At 43.8% G+C, this 14,720-nt stretch carries 13 protein-coding genes and 2 tRNA genes; 9 read left to right on the top strand and 6 right to left on the bottom strand.

Translation table 11 applies throughout. From position 1 onward, the window contains the following. Positions 1-61: 61 nt before the first annotated feature. Complete coding sequence (yejK, locus tag A6E01_RS04040) at positions 62-1,063, bottom strand: nucleoid-associated protein YejK (RefSeq protein WP_017028635.1); 1,002 nt, start codon at positions 1,061-1,063, stop codon at positions 62-64. 84 nt (positions 1,064-1,147) lie between these two features. Between yejK and A6E01_RS04035 the strand changes: the two genes are divergently transcribed. From A6E01_RS04035 to A6E01_RS04010, 6 genes are all read left to right on the top strand, one after another. After that, entirely contained in the window at positions 1,148-1,363 is a 216-nt protein-coding gene (locus tag A6E01_RS04035) for a YejL family protein (protein ID WP_017028634.1), read from the top strand. A gap of 25 nt (positions 1,364-1,388) precedes the next feature. Further along, positions 1,389-3,188 carry a DUF3413 domain-containing protein gene (locus A6E01_RS04030; protein ID WP_065209618.1) on the top strand — a complete coding sequence of 600 codons (1,800 nt, stop codon included), beginning with the start codon at positions 1,389-1,391 and terminating at the stop codon, positions 3,186-3,188. Positions 3,189-3,190: 2 nt separating this feature from the next. Then, positions 3,191-3,267, top strand: a tRNA-Pro gene (locus A6E01_RS04025). Between the two features lie 175 nt (positions 3,268-3,442). Further along, positions 3,443-3,533, top strand: a tRNA-Ser gene (locus A6E01_RS04020). Between the two features lie 89 nt (positions 3,534-3,622). After that, positions 3,623-4,930, top strand: a complete 1,308-nt coding sequence (locus A6E01_RS04015) for a tyrosine-type recombinase/integrase (RefSeq protein WP_065209617.1) — start codon at positions 3,623-3,625, stop codon at positions 4,928-4,930. 521 nt (positions 4,931-5,451) lie between these two features. Further along, positions 5,452-6,567 carry an ISAs1 family transposase gene (locus tag A6E01_RS04010; protein WP_065209616.1) on the top strand — a complete coding sequence of 372 codons (1,116 nt, stop codon included), beginning with the start codon at positions 5,452-5,454 and terminating at the stop codon, positions 6,565-6,567. A gap of 232 nt (positions 6,568-6,799) precedes the next feature. On the opposite strand, the gene A6E01_RS04005 is transcribed toward A6E01_RS04010, so the two are convergent. The 3 genes from A6E01_RS04005 to A6E01_RS21620 all read right to left on the bottom strand — a co-directional run bounded on the left by A6E01_RS04005 (position 6,800) and on the right by A6E01_RS21620 (position 9,155). After that, positions 6,800-7,423 carry an NAD(P)H-binding protein gene (locus tag A6E01_RS04005; protein WP_065209615.1) on the bottom strand — a complete coding sequence of 208 codons (624 nt, stop codon included), beginning with the start codon at positions 7,421-7,423 and terminating at the stop codon, positions 6,800-6,802. A gap of 83 nt (positions 7,424-7,506) precedes the next feature. Then, complete coding sequence (locus A6E01_RS04000) at positions 7,507-8,664, bottom strand: D-alanyl-D-alanine carboxypeptidase family protein (RefSeq protein ID WP_017028018.1); 1,158 nt, start codon at positions 8,662-8,664, stop codon at positions 7,507-7,509. Between the two features lie 362 nt (positions 8,665-9,026). Further along, positions 9,027-9,155, bottom strand: a complete 129-nt coding sequence (locus A6E01_RS21620; protein WP_257744130.1) for a hypothetical protein — start codon at positions 9,153-9,155, stop codon at positions 9,027-9,029. 69 nt (positions 9,156-9,224) lie between these two features. Between A6E01_RS21620 and A6E01_RS03990 the strand changes: the two genes are divergently transcribed. Then, positions 9,225-10,375, top strand: a protein-coding gene (locus A6E01_RS03990; protein WP_102489714.1) for an IS3 family transposase whose coding sequence is annotated in 2 segments (ribosomal slippage) — positions 9,225-9,468 and positions 9,468-10,375 — 1,152 coding nt in all. Because the reading frame shifts where the segments join, the coding sequence is not laid out codon by codon here. Positions 10,376-10,469: 94 nt separating this feature from the next. On the opposite strand, the gene A6E01_RS03985 is transcribed toward A6E01_RS03990, so the two are convergent. After that, positions 10,470-11,339 (bottom strand): LysR family transcriptional regulator, encoded by an 870-nt coding sequence (locus A6E01_RS03985; RefSeq protein ID WP_065209613.1) that lies wholly within the window; start codon positions 11,337-11,339, stop codon positions 10,470-10,472. 117 nt (positions 11,340-11,456) lie between these two features. Here A6E01_RS03985 and A6E01_RS03980 point away from each other — a divergent pair, with 117 nt between their 5' ends. Then, entirely contained in the window at positions 11,457-12,677 is a 1,221-nt protein-coding gene (locus A6E01_RS03980; protein ID WP_065209612.1) for an MFS transporter, read from the top strand. A gap of 122 nt (positions 12,678-12,799) precedes the next feature. Further along, entirely contained in the window at positions 12,800-13,132 is a 333-nt protein-coding gene (locus A6E01_RS03975) for a hypothetical protein (RefSeq protein ID WP_017028011.1), read from the top strand. Between the two features lie 68 nt (positions 13,133-13,200). Here A6E01_RS03975 and A6E01_RS03970 read toward each other — a convergent pair whose 3' ends face one another. Continuing rightward, positions 13,201-14,640 (bottom strand): NCS1 family nucleobase:cation symporter-1, encoded by a 1,440-nt coding sequence (locus A6E01_RS03970; protein WP_017028010.1) that lies wholly within the window; start codon positions 14,638-14,640, stop codon positions 13,201-13,203. Positions 14,641-14,720: the final 80 nt, after the last annotated feature.

Raw genomic sequence — 14,720 nt, 5'->3', positions numbered from 1 at the left:
TAAAGTGCAAAAAAAACGCAACCTCGAGGGTTGCGTTGTCTTAACTGCTTGTTTTTAAGGGTTAACCCTTTCTTGTTAGCTGGTCACGTAGATTCGGTGGCGTCCCTTTGATCGTCAAGGTATCTGTCTCTGGATCATAAAAAACGCGCTCACCCATTAGCATGGAGTCAAAGCTGATATTCAGACCACCACCTGCGCCAACAAACTTAGTTAGCTTGCGCACAGCGGCTCTATCACCAGGAAAGCTCTCTTCTAGCTCATAACCTTGCTCTTCGGTAAAATCAGCAAAGCTGGTGCCGTCATCGCTTTTTGGTAGCTCTTGCGACAGTTCACGAACCTCTACCTCATCACCGGCTTTGATCTGCTCATTGCAATAATCTGCAACTTGCTTACGGTATGAGTTAGCATCGTCTTTCTCTAACTTAGCATCCGCTACAAAGTCGTCCACCGCTTGCATCAACACTAAGTTTTGCTGTTTCGTGTCCAAACCCGTTTCAGCTTGCAGGAAATCCAAGAAGAAATCCGATACCTTGCGCCCTACTCGTCCCTTGATAAAAGTAAGCGAGCGGTTCGAGTCGCTATCCGTTTGATACGTAGACAAGTCGATACGCGCCGCGATATCCATCTTCGAGATATCCAGGTAATCCGTAGCACTAATATCCAGCCCTTCAGTGACCTTCAGGCTTTCATTCGAAGGGATAAGCGCAATAAACAGGTAGTCCGTGGCTAAAGATTGATAGTGAGCTAACACTAAAAACCCTTCTTCCGCGAAAGAATACTTGCTGATCTCAGAGATCAGTCGCTTGGCACTATTTTGTGAGAAAGTGTAAAAGTCGAGATCGTCAGATAACGTATTATCTAACCAAACTTTGAACTCGCTCTCATCTGAGAAGGTTCCAAAGCCTTTTCCTGCCTTTGCATTGAACACTCGATGCAATTCGGCGACTAAACTTTCAGTAGATGCGTCATTAGCTAGGGCCGATTCACGGTAGTTAACCGTTAGCTGTTGCTCAGAATCTTTAACTAATTGATGCAAAATGACATTAGATAATTGTAAACTCATAGGAGATTTCTATCTCTTGTGATTTCAGTTGTTATTCAGAGTAGGTTATCATAAGCCGTTTACACTATCATTAGCAGAGTAACTATGCCTATTACATCGAAATACAGTGACGAAAAAGTCGAAACCATGTTAGCTGAAATTGCAGCAGTCCTTGAGAAGCACCAATCGACTCCAGAACTGAGCTTGATGTTGGTTGGCAATATCGCGACAAACGTTCTTAACCAGAACGTGGCTAAAGGACAAAGGAAGGCCATCGCCAAAACTTTTTCAGATGCACTCATTGCATCTGTTGAAGACTAACAACTAATAACAAGAACGAACATTCATGGTAGATAGCGGTAATTCTTACGCAGAACGAGTATCAAGACTGGTCAGTTGGGGACATTGGTTTAGCTTTTTCAATGTCATCGTTGCAATGCTCATTGGTACGCGATACATAGCCGAATCCCCTTGGCCAGATACCCTTTTAGGGCAACTGTACCTATTCTCATCTTGGGTAGGCCATTTTGGTTTCTTGGTATTTGGGCTCTATGTACTCTGCCTATTCCCCATAACCTTCATTGTCCCAAACTTTAAGCTGTTCAGGATAGTCGGTGTGCTCGCGAGTACGGTTGGGCTGACTGTTTTGCTACTTGATACACAAGCGTATCAAGAGCTTAATCTGCACCTTAACCCTATCGTTTGGGAACTGTTGTTAAGCGACGATAAGAATGCCATCAATGCAAAATGGCAAACGCTGTTCGTTCTTGTACCCATCATATTCTTTGTGCAACTCGCTCTTGCTGAGTGGGTTTGGCGCAAACAAAGAAAACTGTCGCACAAGCGCATTGGTCGCCCTATTGCTGTGGTCTTCTTTGTTAGCTTTATTTTCAGTCATCTGATTTATATCTGGGCTGATGCTACCTTCTACAACCCAATTACAAATCAACGTGCTAACTTTCCGTTGTCATATCCAATGACCGCTAAGACCTTTTTAGAGCGTCAGGGTTGGTTCGACCGAGAAGAATATCAAGAGCGTGTTGAACGCGGTGAAGCGAATACAGAAGTACTCACTTATCCTCTAGAAACATTGAAGGTAAATAAGAGTAAGAGTAAGAACTACAACCTAATGATGATTGTGGTTGAAGATCTACGTGCAGACAGCATGACTCCAGAAACCATGCCTGCTCTTAGCGAATTTGCGACACAAAACCAGAATTTCACCCATCACTACAGCTCCGGCAACGATAATTCAGCATCTTTTGGACTGTTTTATGGCATCCCAGCGACGTACTCTGCCAATGTTCGCTATCACGAGACTCAGCCTTTATTTGTAGAGCAGCTTCAATATCGCAACTACGATATGGGCTTCTTTAGTGGTAATGACTTCTCATCAAACATTTATGATGATGTCATCTTAAGCGGCTTAGACGATAGCCTTACCGAACAGATCAGTAAGTCTGATACAGCGGCCGTAAGTAACTGGCAACAGTGGCTTGATAACGAAGGTAACAAAAACTGGTTTAGCCTGCTTCATCTCACGCAGATGCAACAGTTTGAAGACCATGTAAGTGACACTTCAGGAAAAGATGCAGGAGCAGTCCTTCGTCAGGCTTACAGCACTACTGCTAGCAAAATTGACGCTACAATCGAACAAGTACTTGCTACCCTGCAAGACAAAGAGTTGCTGGATAATACCATTGTCGTGATTACCTCAGACCATGGCTGGGAATTTAACGAAACCAACACCAACAGTTGGGGTTCGAACAGTAACTACAGCAAGTACCAATTGCAGGTGCCTATGGTCGTGCATTGGCCTAACAAGTCAGCAAAGGAATGGACCCACGTATCCAGTCACTTTGATTTGTCAGTGACCCTGATGCAAGACCTGCTTGGTGTGACTTCGAACCCTGCGGATTTCAGTAGCGGTCAAAACCTATTTAATAGCAAGAATCGTCGCTGGACGATGGCTGGCGATGCCCGCGAATTTGCATTGATTTCTCCTAATGAAATCACCGTCTTAGACCGCTACGGCAACTACAAAGTGTTTGACCACAATTACCGTAGACAGCGCGATGCAAAACCGAAACTGTCCGTTATTATGCAAGGATTGTCAGAAACTAAGCGTTTCTACGAACAGCAATAACTCGGACTGTAGCGCAGCTTGGTAGCGCATCCGCCTGGGGGGCGGAGGGTCGCAGGTTCAAATCCTGTCAGTCCGACCACGAAACACCGAAGGGAGCCGATGGCTCCCTTACTTTTTTGAACACATTTCAGCCCCAGATAACTAAGCGACTTAGCTCACCCCAACTTATTGTTCAAAATACAATCACTCAGACCTTTTCTACTAAATTTAGTATTTACAAAGGTTTTTAATCTCTATATTATTCTTCCCGCAACGGAGAGATGGCTGAGTGGTCGAAAGCACCGGTCTTGAAAACCGGCAACCGTTAATAGCGGTTCTAGGGTTCAAATCCCTATCTCTCCGCCACTTTCATTGAGATAACCCGTTGATTTTCAGCGGGTTTTTTCATATCTGGCGTTTAAGAACTTGCAGGTGTCACGAATAGGTGTCACGACATGTATCTAACCAGAAATAGAAACTCTACCTACTACACTCGTATCTACATCCCTCTATCACTCCAAAAAAATGGCTTTCCAAAGGAAATACGCTTCTCCTTGGGAACGACTAATCGATATCAAGCTATTGACCGCAACCTGATAGTCTCTCTTGAAGCTAGAAGAGCTATTAAGACCATTTCCAAATCTGATACACCAGAAATATTTAAAGAACGTTTGAGCGCGATTGTAGAGACTATCAGAAAGCAAAACTTCACATCCGCAGCTTCTGGTCGTGTCACGCGCGCACGCAAGCCCAAAGTAACTAAAGCAAAGCATAACCCCGATTTTAAAACTACGAATAAAGACCTTTTGAATGCCTTTGTTCATACAAAACGGTCGGAGGGAATTAAAAATCGCAGTATTCAGCAGTTAGAGTCACGAGTGAGTCACTATTTGTCTCAACTCGGTATGTCAGCCCTGAAGGCAACCCCAAGAGATGCAATGGAGTACCGAGACAACCTGTTAAATGAAGGTCGAAGTCGTAAGACTAATGTTGAGTATCTGGCGGCAGTGAAACAGTTTTATCATTGGTTGTGTCTCAGAGGCGAGTGTAAAGTGAGTCCTTTTGAGAGAATTAAGCTAGCAGTTAGAAAACAGGCTCCACACCAAGATCGTCCCCGTTGGAGTCGTGAACAGCTACTGAAATTGTTTAGACACAAAAAATTCACTCACCCCTACGATAAAGACTTTGCTAATCAATCCATGCAAACCATAACTGAGGACTTCTGGATTCCTTTAGTGCTTTTACATACAGGGGCTAGGATAGGCGAAATCTGTCAGTTGCGTACTAATGACGTTTATGAGAAAGGCGGTCTATGGGTGTTATCGATCAATGATGATGGAGATGATATGTCTCTAAAAACACCATCATCATTGCGTCTTATACCTGTGCACCCCTACCTTATTGAGCGTGGTTTCATTAGATATTGTCTTGCTCGAAAAAAGACAGGGTCTGAGCAGTTATTTGATCTAAAACCAATTGGTGTTGATAAGGACTGGGGTAAACAATTTGCTAGACGATTTGAGCGCGCGCTAACTGAATCTGGATTTATAGGTAAGAATCGTCCAACTCTTCATAGCTTTCGGCATACATTCATTGACGAGTTACAGCAAAAAGGTATACCTGAAAATGTAGTAGCAGAATTAGTTGGGCATACCAAAAAAGGAATAACCTATGGGAGATATGGAAAATCCATGTGTGTGAATCAGCTTTACAAAGCTCTAATAGCGATTGAGTTGGACTTAGGGATGCTTGGCAAACTTTAACAAGTATTGCCGATAGCTATACCAACATAATTGTTACCAGCATGATTGTGCCCCGAAATGAGTCGGGGTAAAAATTTATTAATCGATCCCTATAGCTGTTTGCCATATCTAAACTAACGGAGCACTGGCAGGTTGTTAGGGCTTTAAAAGACGCAATCGAGCAAGAAGATCCATTACTGATAGTTAAGTCATTATAAATGATAGTTTTTTTCCGTAAAAATATTAAGTTATCGAGATTGATCAATTTTGACTTCAGTGAAGTATGGCACTCTTTACATAAATTTTAATTAAGTTCGCTGATAGATATATGCTAGAAACTGTTCATAACCCTGATCAATACATGTATGACTTCCGTCATCTTATTACCCACAGCCGAAAAAAAATTGGAATTTTAGTAGGTGCAGGTGCTCCGGTTAGTATCAATGTCAGGGCAAGATCGCGAACATATTTTGAACACTTAAAACGATCGATTTGAAGATCAACTCTAGGTGTGATCTCATACTCTCTTTTAGGAGAGCAATATGTCCGATATCTTTACCAAGCACTTTAGTTCGTTAGTTGATCCAAGACAGTCTGCAAAAGTCAGTTATCCACTCTTTGATGTATTATTTCTGACTGTCTGCGCCGTTATTACTGGGGCTGAAGGCTGGGAAGATATTGAAGATTTTGGACGTGCTCATCTTGGATGGTTGCAAGAAAAAGGGCTTTTTGAACAAGGTCTACCTGTTCATGACACGATAGCTCGAGTCATTTCTCGTTTGGATGCAGAGCAGTTTCAACTGTGCTTTACTCGTTGGGTCAACAGCTTATGTGAAGTAACGGAAGAGCGTTTTATTGCCATTGATGGCAAGGCTCTTCGAAGTTCATATGACCGCAACTCAAGAACCTCAACGATACACATGGTCAGTGCTTTTTGTGCTCAAAACAAGTTGGTCCTAGGCCAAGTTAAAGCTGAGAAAAAATCCAATGAAATCACGGCCATTCCTGAACTTTTACGGGTGTTGGATCTAAAAGGATGCCTAATTACTATCGATGCTATGGGCTGCCAAAAAGAAGTTGCGGAGACGATAGTAAACAATGGAGGTGACTATCTTCTGGCAGTCAAAGGTAATCAGAAAAAACTATTCCATGCCATCAAATCTGAGTTTTCAGCTTTGGAAGATGATCTCAAAGAGTCACCGTTGGAACAACAACATGGGCGACTCGAAATCCGTGAATATCGAGTGATACCAGCCCCAAAAACAGAACCGTTTAATGATTGGAGTGGCATTGAAAGCATTGGGCAGGCGATAAGCTTTCGCTATGACAAAACAGGCAAAAAATGCTCACTCGAATACCGATACTACATTAGTTCAAAGGAACTGAATGAAGAAACATTTGCAACAGGTGTTAAAGAGCATTGGGGTATCGAGAATAGCCTCCACTGGGTTCTAGATACTGCATTTAATGAAGATGCTTGTCAGATATACCGAGAGAATGCTGCGCAGGTTTTAGCTGTCGTGCGACACATGGCAGTGAATATGCTCAGAAGTGACACAACTAGAAAAGCGAGTATACGCCGAAAAACTAAGATGGCTGCGATGGAAATCAGCTATTTAGAGCAAATACTAGCGTCAATGGTAAGTGATGAGCAATAAATAATCACTCGTGCTCTCACCCTGGTCCACTAATGCTAGATGCAGAAACAAAAGTCATGTTAAGGTTGATTCAAATAGCGGGATCGATGGCTTACATCTTTATAGCTCTACTTTTATTGGATAAGTACTTGCCAGAGAAGAAGCTAACCAGTTGATAAAATTGATTTTTTGTTAATAAGATGCAGTGATAGAGAGAGGCCTGAACAGAGTTCAGGCCTTTAAAAATGTGAAACTAAACCGTTACCTTATCTACGCATTGATACACGCTACCTACGCTAGATTCAGTCTTTAGCAACTGCTCAATCAGCCTTGCGACTTCACCGCGTGTGATAGAGCCGTGTACCTCTTCATGTTGTGATAGAACTCCGGTTCCTGTTGATTCGCCATTCTTTAGTCCGCCTGGTCGCAGAATTGTGTAGGCCAGTGAACTGGTTTGTAGCCAAGACTCGGCTAGTGACTTTTCTCGAACAGAAGCCCCAAAGGCTCTCTTTGCATTGTCAGAGAGATAAGGCCAACTGTCCCCGCAGCCTAGTGATGTAACTAGCAGTAATCGTTTGACGCCCTTGCGCTGCAGGGAATCAATCAAATATCGATGTCCAATATAATCCACTGGATTATCTGACTGAAAACTGCCCATGCTTGAAATAACCCAAGTGTCCTCAGCAATACAATCAACCACCGATTCAACCTCTGATTGCACTGTGGCATCACATCGCAGAGATGAATCTTGGTTTAGCATTAGATTCTTACTAGGATCTCTTGCTACCCCAACAACATCATAGCCTTGCACAGAAAAATAGGCTGCAGTCGCAGCCCCTAAGCCACTTGCAGCCCCAAAAATAACCACCTTTTGCATAATCAATACCTGTAAATGATAATGATTGTATTTTGCAATAAAGCACAGTTAGATCCTTTGATCTATCTCTAACTTTTACTGGCTTAGATAAACATCAAGCGAATGTAGTCAAATATCCTCTTAAAGAAGCCCCCTTGCTCTACATCATTTAAGGCAACCAGTGGAACCGTCTTCAACACCTGATTATTTTCATCAATATAATTGACACTACCCAGTGTTTCGCCTTGTGCGATCGGCGCTTTCAAGGTTGAAGGTAAGTCAACTTCTGCGCGAATATTATTGCCTGAGCCACGACGAACCGACATGTATACGTCTTCAGCGATACCAAGACTCACTTGATTCTCTTCACCCATCCAGATGCGGGTTTCCGTCACCTCTGCACCCACCTCATGAGGTTGAATGGTTTCAAAGAATCTAAAGCCATAGTTAAGTAGGCTCTTGCTCTCTGTTGTACGAACATTCGGGCTAGACGTTCCCATCACCACAGAGATCAAGCGCATGTCTCCTTGGGTTGCGGTACTTACCAGACTGTAACCGGCGCCTTGTGTGTAACCTGTTTTCATGCCATCAACGTTCATGCTGCGATCGCGAAGCAGTGCGTTTCGGTTATGCTGAGTTATGCCGTTGTAGGTAAAAGACGTTTCGCTATACAGGGGAAACAGGGTTGGAACATCACGAATCAATGCTTGGCCCAGTTTCGCCATATCGTAGGCAGTGGTCGCTTGGTTTGGATCATCAAGACCGTGAGGGTTTGCAAAGTACGTGTCGTTCAATTGCAGGCGACGCGCCCAGTTATTCATCAGGTCCACAAATGCCGCTTGAGAGCCCGCCACGTGTTCTGCTATCGCTACCGATGCGTCGTTGCCGGATTGAACAATCAATCCGCGCAACAGATCACTAAACTCGACGGTGTTGCCCACCTCAATGAACATTTTTGAAGAATCAGGGAAATTTCTCGCCCACGCTTCTCGACTGATAGTCACCTGATCTGTCTTAGCGATATTGCCGCGATTCAGTTCTTGGCCGGCAGTATAACTGGTCATCAGCTTGGTTAAGCTTGCAGGCTTAAGCTGGGTGTGTGGATTGTGCTCTGCAATCACTTCACCTGAGTGATAATCAAGAAGTACGTAACCTTTGGCAGACAAAGAGGGAGGATTAGGTATCGCTATAGGAGCTGCAAAAACAGAAAATGATAGTGATGCTAAAAGAGTAAGAGTTAGTCCGTTCAGTCTTCTTTTCATAAATTTAGATAACGTTTTTCCAGAAATTTCGCCTACTTTACAGGCATTTCGTGATAATTAGATGGCATATAGTATTAGATACTATGACTTCACAAAATTCAGTTAAATTACTGCAAAAAGTGAATAAGCTCAAAAAATCATTATCTCTTTATATCTTGGTAAACACAGTTATTTCGCAATCGGAGACACATTTGCTTACATATACCCAGATTCAGCAATAAAACCTGAAAGAACTAGTCTGATTAGGCGTATCGATAGGTGCTAAAAAGCCTTAGCTGATAAGGCTAAGGCTCTCTAGGTTCCCACACTATTTTAGGAGTTAAGCGCAACCCTGTCGATTGAGTCGCACCAATAGTAGTGCGCTACTCGTACTCTGTTACCTTAGCAACATACTCAATGGTGTCAGATTTACCCTTCTGATTCTCAAACAGCTCTACAGAGAAGAAACGTGGTGCATCTCTGTGGATCATTTTTGCGATAGTATCGCTCACTTGCTGTTGATCCGCCCCAGCAGTTTTGGACACCGAGTTAAGTGAGTACAATCACTAACGAGGTGAACAATGACAACTAAGAAAACTAGAATTAAACATTCCCCTGAATTTAAAGCAGAAACTTTGAAGCTAGCAGAGAAAGTCGGAGTAGCTGCTGCAGCAAGACAGCTTTCTTTACATGAATCTCAAATCTATGGGTGGCGGAAGAACTCGAAGAAAGACACCAATACGAGTCAGCGAGAGCAAGAGCTAGCCGCAGAGGTTGCCAAGCTCAAAAGGCAATTGGCTGAGCAATCAGAAGAGCTAGAAATTGTAAAAAAGGCCGCCACCTACTTCGCGAAAAATCTAAAGTAAATTGCTATGAATTTATGCTCGAACACCTGCTTTGCTTCAATATCGTGCGTATGGCTAAGGTGTTAGGGGTATCCCGAAGTGGGTTTTATTACTGGATTAAACATCGCCATAAGGCCATTCAACGCGAGGCAATACGTCAAAAGCTTGATACAAAAGTCAAAGAAGCTTTTGACAACAGCAAGGGCCGAGATGGCTCAAGGCGAATCCAAAAAGAACTGTCTGAAAGCGGTAATAACCACAATGTTAAAACCATTGCGGCCAGTATGAAGCGTCAAGATTTAACGCCGAAAGCGGCACGCAAATTTAAGTGCACTACAGACAGCAAGCATCAAATGCCTGTTGCTCCAAACTTGTTGGCTCAGAACTTTAACGCAGCGGCTCCCAATGAAAAGTGGGCGGGAGACATCACCTATGTTGCGACAAGCGAAGGCTGGCTGTACTTGGCGGTAATTATTGACCTTTACTCAAGACAAGTAATCGGATGGTCCATGGATACTAGAATGACAGCTACGCTCGTCTGCGATGCATTATCAATGGCTTTGTTCCGTCGCGGGTTCCCTGAGCAGGTTATCGTTCATAGTGATCGAGGTAGTCAGTACTGCTCAAAAGATTATCGAAACATCATAAAGGGCTATAATCTAAAGCAAAGTATGAGTAGGAAAGGAAACTGTTGGGACAATGCTTGTGTTGAGAGCTTCTTCCATTCAATGAAAGTAGAAGCGATCCAATATGAGCCGATTATGACGAGAGACCAGATGCGGCAAACGATCTTCGAGTACATAGAGGTTGATTATAATCGGACGAGAAGGCACAGTGCTCTTGGGTATCTAAGCCCAGTTAACTTTGAACAACAAAATGTCGCTTAATGAAGTGTCCAGTCTTGCTGGTGCAGATCACTCACTAACACAGATAAAACACAAACTGAATGCATCTGCTTTCTAAGTTCTGTCGCAGATAAGATCACACATAACGCTTTACAAATTCGATAAAGGTGCGATCAGCAATCGACAGGTAGCCCTGCTTTCGCCATGCGAGCCCTAGATCTAGAGTTACTGGGGGTGTAAACGGTATCCCAACGATGCCATTTTCGTACTCAGTGACCAGATCGAGCAATGCTGTGATCGCAAACTCTTGCTTAACGATACTTAGGATCATAGGCAGCAAATTGGTTTCAAAGGAGGACCTCATAGATAAACCATTTGCTTCACTGACCTGATCAAGAAAATCTCGATGGAAGTAGCCGTGTTTGAACATCACCAGTTCATATTCAAAGAACTCTTCAAAGCCAATGGTTTTCTTACTCGCGAGTTCGTGCTCTGAGCCCACAACCGCCACCATCTGACTTGTGAACAAATGGTCAACATGCAGATCGTCGGGCACATCGTCGCAGTTGATCACCCCCAAATCTAACTCCCCCTCCAGCAGCATTTTGCGAATGGAGCGTGTGCCAGCTTCAACCAATGTCAGCTTTAAATCGGGATACTGGCTCTTAAATGCCATCACTACGCGCGGAAAGAAGTAACTCCCCATCATGGACGGGGCACCCAATCGCACCTCACCTTTTTGTAATCCTTTAAGTTCATCAATTGCCAAAGTGGCATCATGCAGTTGTTGGATAACTCGCTGAGCATGTACTAACAGGACTTCGCCCTCTTTGGTCAAGCTGACCCTTTTCTCCTCTCGGCGAAACAGCACCACGCCCAATGACTGCTCAAATTTCTTGATTGATATGCTAAGTGCAGGCTGCGCGATATGAATTTCTTTGGCCGCTTGCGTGAAGTTGCCGTGCTTTGCGACCGCCAAAAAATGCTTGAGCTGTTTGGATTCCATGAGATCAAAAATATATGGGATTGATATTTTTAATATATTTCTTATATCAATGTCTTGGTGATAGCCTAATCACACTTTGAGCATTCTTTTTTCGTACCACCCTTCATTGAGGCAAACATGGTCAGCTTTGGTTCACCAGAATATAAACGCATTACCCTTTCTCTCGCCCTAGGGTCATTTCTTGTATTCTCCAATCTGTATCTGCTTCAACCTATGCTGCCCGCCTTTGCAATACAGTTTTCTGTGTCTGAAACTCAGGTAAATTGGCTGTTTGCTTCAACAACACTGGCTCTGTCATTTTGCTTGGTGCCAATGGCAGTGATCTCTGAATCAATAGGAAGAAAGCCGGTGATGATGTTTGGGTTGCTGGCAATTCCTGTCATATCAGGGCTTATGCTGTTGGGCCAATCGTTTCTGTTCTTAGTGGTTTGCCGAGCAATTATTGGCGTTGCGCTTGCCGCTTTTGCCGCTGTGGCGGTGGCCTATATGGCAGAAGAACTTGATAGCAAAGCCTTTTCTATGGCAATTGGTAGCTACATAGCGGCCAACTCCCTAGGCGGCATCGCCGGCAGGATCAGCGGTGGATTAATTGCTGATCACTACAGCGTGGCAACAGCAATTCAAGTTGCGCTAGGGTTTACATTAGTTGGGGCGTTGCTTGTTGGTTACCTATTGCCAAAACAGCAAGGCTTCACCCCTTCCTCTACTAGCTTTCATCATCAACACAGAGCGATAATCGGTCACTTCAAAAATCACAGGGTATGGGTTGCTATGCTCATTGGCGGCATCAATTTCTCGCTGTTTGTGAACCTTTATTCTGTGATGGGGTTTCGCCTAGTTGGCGCTCCGCACAATGTTCCTGTTGGTTTGGCCTCACTGATTTTCGTCTGCTATCTGGCTGGTACCTTTAGTTCCAAATGTGCAGGTCATTGGACCCGCCACTTCTCCCCGATTCACGGCATGTTTTTAGGCTCGCTACTAAGCATGCTTGGAATGTGGATTGCCCTATTGGAGCACCTTGGCGCCATGATGATAGGGCTTCTTCTGATCAGCTTTGGCGCTTTTTTCACCCATACCCTTGCCTATGGGTGGGTAGGCCGAAAAGCGACACATGCTAAAGCGACAGCAACGGCGTTATACCTTGTTCATTACTACATTGGCGGCAGTCTAGGTGGGTTCTTGCTACTCTATTGCTGGCAGCATGGCGGTTGGTCTGCTGTGGTGTTTGGCGGTACAACCCTCTTCATTGCGATGTTTGTTGCTATAGGGCTACTCAAACGTATCGACAAGCGAGACTCATCCGCTGAGAACGGCATTTTCGTTTCCAAGAAGGCGTAAATTCGCCCATATAACGTTCGACTAACGTGAGCGCTGTTACGGCCTGTTGCAAAATTGACAAACAAACACTGAACTAATGCTTATAATGGCGCCTTCTCGCATTAACTGATGGCGCATAGACAATGAAAAAGAGCCTTATCGCTTTGTTTTTATTAATTTTAACTGGGTGTACTCACAATCAAGCTAAGCACCTCAATGCCAACAAGTCTGCGGTCAACCTCTACCCTCAGTACATGTCCAATATCCAGCTTTGCGATACCTTGTACTACGGCCGTCGCACTAATCAAACCCAAGCGGCGATCGGTAGCGAATTCAATCGAAGAGGCCTTTCCAGAAGTTGGTGTCAGCGAGAAACCAATAAGCTCTACCTAGTCCATGCTTATGAGTATCTCTCTAAGAAGCTAGATAGCAGCTCTAGCGACGAAGCCTCGGCAGTTGTGTTGCCAGCAAACTAATCACCAATACAGAAAATACAAAAAGGGCTATCCATAGAATGGATAGCCCTTTTACTTTATGCGTGAATTTAAGATTGTTTGGCGAACGTCGACTGACCTGCCCAAGACAAACGCTTCTGCATTAAGAATTTATAGACAAAGGCCGATACAAAGCCACCAATAAACAGCGCGTAGTTTGCAAGTTCAGTGATAAAGAAGGTCGAAAGAATTGCCGCCATACTCGCTATAGCGAGAGCGTATACACTATTCATGTTAATGCCATCCTTGTACCAGTACAGCCCTTGCGGAGACTCGGTGTACAGTGAAGGTACATCAATTTTCTCTTTCTTAATAAAGAAGTAATCCACGATGATGATGCCATAAAGTGGACCAATCATCGCTGCTAGAACATCTACGGTATAGTGAATCACTTCAGGGTTATTAAATAGGTTCCATGGTGTTAGCAATACCGAGCCAAATGCGGCAATAAACCCACCTGTTTTAAAGCTGATTTTTTGTGGCGATACATTTGAGAAATCAAAGGCTGGAGCAACAAAGTTCGCCACAATATTGATACCTACCGTCGCAAAAATGAAGGTCAAGGCACCCAATACCGTAATCATTCCCGAGTCTAATCGCTTCACGGTTTCAACAGGATCAACAATCATTTCACCAAACACTGGAATAGACGCCGATACGATAATCACACTGAACAACGAAAATAAGATGAAGTTCACTGGCAAGCCTAAAAGGTTGCCTATTTTAAGTTGCTTATAAGAACCGCAGTAGCGAGAGAAGTCACTGAAGTTCAGTGTTGGACCTGCAAAATACCCCGCAACAAGCGCTGTTGCGACAATCATCTGCAAAATAGCTTCTGTTCCAACCAATGACTCTTTGCCCAGATTAAAGCTAATGTTCTCCCATCCAGCCAAATTAATCATATAGCCACACAGAGCAAACATCGCCAAATAGATGGCTGGACCCGACCAGTCAATCACCTTACGAATCATCTTCATTCCAAACATAAAGACAATTGCCTGCAAAACCCACATAGCGCTAAAGCCAACCCAGCCAAGATAAGAAAGCCCTAAGAAGTGACCGTTAGCCAAGGTTTCCGTTTGTGGGAAAAAGTAGAGTAATAAGATGATAAATGAGCTGGAAGCTAAATAAGTCTGAATGCCATACCAAACAACTGCGATTAATCCGCGAATCACCGCCGGAATGTTGGCACCAAATACGCCAAACGACATCCTAGCTACCACAGGAAAAGGGACACCCGCCTTTTGACCTGGTTTACCCATTAAGTTAGCAAATAATAAAACAATCGATATACCAGCAAGTAAGCTGATAAAGACCTGAATACCATTTAAGCCTAGGGCAAATAAACTCGCCGCAAACACATAACCACCAACGCTGTGCACGTCTGACATCCAAAAAGCAAAGATACTGTACCAGCCCCATTCTTTCTTTTCTTCTGGGGCAAGATCCTTATTGCTTAATCTTGGACTAACAGGTAATTCCGTTTTCATAGACACATCTCCATGTATTGTTGTATACAATTCTCAATACAATTTGCGTGCCAACATTAAGATCCCTTATTAACACTAAG

Origin of the sequence: Vibrio breoganii (genome assembly GCF_001677275.1) — a bacterium.
GTDB lineage: Bacteria > Pseudomonadota > Gammaproteobacteria > Enterobacterales > Vibrionaceae > Vibrio > Vibrio breoganii.
Note: the sequence above shows the minus strand (reverse complement) of the source record. Positions and strands in the feature narration are given on the sequence as shown.

Coding starts and splice junctions, on each gene's coding strand:
- yejK (WP_017028635.1), bottom strand. CDS start 1,063: ATGAGTTTACAATTATCTAATGTCATTTTGCATCAATTAGTTAAAGAT.
- A6E01_RS03975 (WP_017028011.1), top strand. CDS start 12,800: ATGAAAAAGAGCCTTATCGCTTTGTTTTTATTAATTTTAACTGGGTGT.
- A6E01_RS04005 (WP_065209615.1), bottom strand. CDS start 7,423: ATGCAAAAGGTGGTTATTTTTGGGGCTGCAAGTGGCTTAGGGGCTGCG.
- A6E01_RS03970 (WP_017028010.1), bottom strand. CDS start 14,640: ATGAAAACGGAATTACCTGTTAGTCCAAGATTAAGCAATAAGGATCTT.
- A6E01_RS04030 (WP_065209618.1), top strand. CDS start 1,389: ATGGTAGATAGCGGTAATTCTTACGCAGAACGAGTATCAAGACTGGTC.
- A6E01_RS03980 (WP_065209612.1), top strand. CDS start 11,457: ATGGTCAGCTTTGGTTCACCAGAATATAAACGCATTACCCTTTCTCTC.
- A6E01_RS04000 (WP_017028018.1), bottom strand. CDS start 8,664: ATGAAAAGAAGACTGAACGGACTAACTCTTACTCTTTTAGCATCACTA.
- A6E01_RS04035 (WP_017028634.1), top strand. CDS start 1,148: ATGCCTATTACATCGAAATACAGTGACGAAAAAGTCGAAACCATGTTA.
- A6E01_RS03985 (WP_065209613.1), bottom strand. CDS start 11,339: ATGGAATCCAAACAGCTCAAGCATTTTTTGGCGGTCGCAAAGCACGGC.
- A6E01_RS04010 (WP_065209616.1), top strand. CDS start 5,452: ATGTCCGATATCTTTACCAAGCACTTTAGTTCGTTAGTTGATCCAAGA.
- A6E01_RS04015 (WP_065209617.1), top strand. CDS start 3,623: ATGTATCTAACCAGAAATAGAAACTCTACCTACTACACTCGTATCTAC.